The 1,018-nt window shown below is 77.4% G+C and carries 1 pseudogene; it reads left to right on the top strand.

Features of this window, described 5'->3' with window-relative positions:
• Window positions 1–135 precede the first annotated feature (135 nt).
• Window positions 136–1,018: pseudogene (locus tag ABT106_RS32070) on the top strand (hypothetical protein); the annotation flags it as partial.

The following is a 1,018-nucleotide window of genomic DNA, read 5'->3' as shown; positions in this document are numbered from 1 at the left end:
GCCCGGCCGGGGGGCACCCCCCCCCGTTCTTCTGGACCGCCCCCCCCCGGCCGCGGGGGTACTTCCCCCCCCCGGCTGCCGTGCTCCACCACCCGCGACGATCTTCGTAGGAAGAGGAACAGGAGTGTCCACCCAGTGACCCGAACCAGCAGCACCCGGCGACCCGGCAGCACCCGGCGGCTCCGGGCCGTCGCCGCCGCCGCGGTGGCCGCCGGCACCCTCGTCGCCGCGGCCCCCGCCGCCCCGGCGGCCCGCCCCGGCACCCCCTGCGCCACCCCGCAGCTCAAGGCCGGCTGGTACGGCGACAACCAGGCCCGGCTCCAGCGGCTCATCGACGCGTACGGCCGCTGCGACCCCCACCGGCCCGGCCGGGCCAAGCCCGTCGCCGTCTTCGACTGGGACAACACCGTCGTCAAGAACGACGTCGGCGACGCCACCCTGTTCTGGCTGCTGCGCAACGGCAAGGTGCGCCAGCCCGCCCGCGGGGACTGGTCCACCACCAGCCGCTTCCTGACCCCCGCCGCGGCCGCCGCCCTCGCCGCCGCCTGCGGACCCCTCGCCCGCCCCGGCGACCCGCTGCCCACCGGCGCGGGGACCCCCGCCGCCGACCGCTGCGCCGACGAGGTCGCCGCGGTCTACGGCACCGCCGCGACCCGGGCCGGCGCCACCGCCTTCGCGGGCTGGGACCGCCGCACCACCGAGCCCGGCTACGCCTGGCTCGCGCAGCTGACGCGGGGCTGGACCGCCCGCGAGGTCCGGGTGTTCGCCGCGGCCGCCCGTACGGAGAACCTCGCCGCGCCGGTCGGCGCCGTCCAACGGGTCGGCAGCGGCACCGCCACCGGCTGGGTCCGCTACTACGACCAGCAGAAGGACCTGGTCGCGGCCCTGCAGAAGGCCGGCTTCGACGTGTGGATCAGCTCGGCCTCACCGCAGCCGACTCCTTCGAGGGCATCCCGGACACCGGTGAGAGCGGCCACCCGATGGACCGGGAGATGGCGCTGCACCACTCCAACCACGT

The organism is Streptomyces sp. NPDC002044, from assembly GCF_040296725.1.
GTDB lineage: Bacteria > Actinomycetota > Actinomycetes > Streptomycetales > Streptomycetaceae > Streptomyces > Streptomyces antarcticus.
The sequence above is the reverse complement of the archived record's forward strand: the minus strand, read 5'-3'. Positions and strand labels throughout refer to the sequence as shown.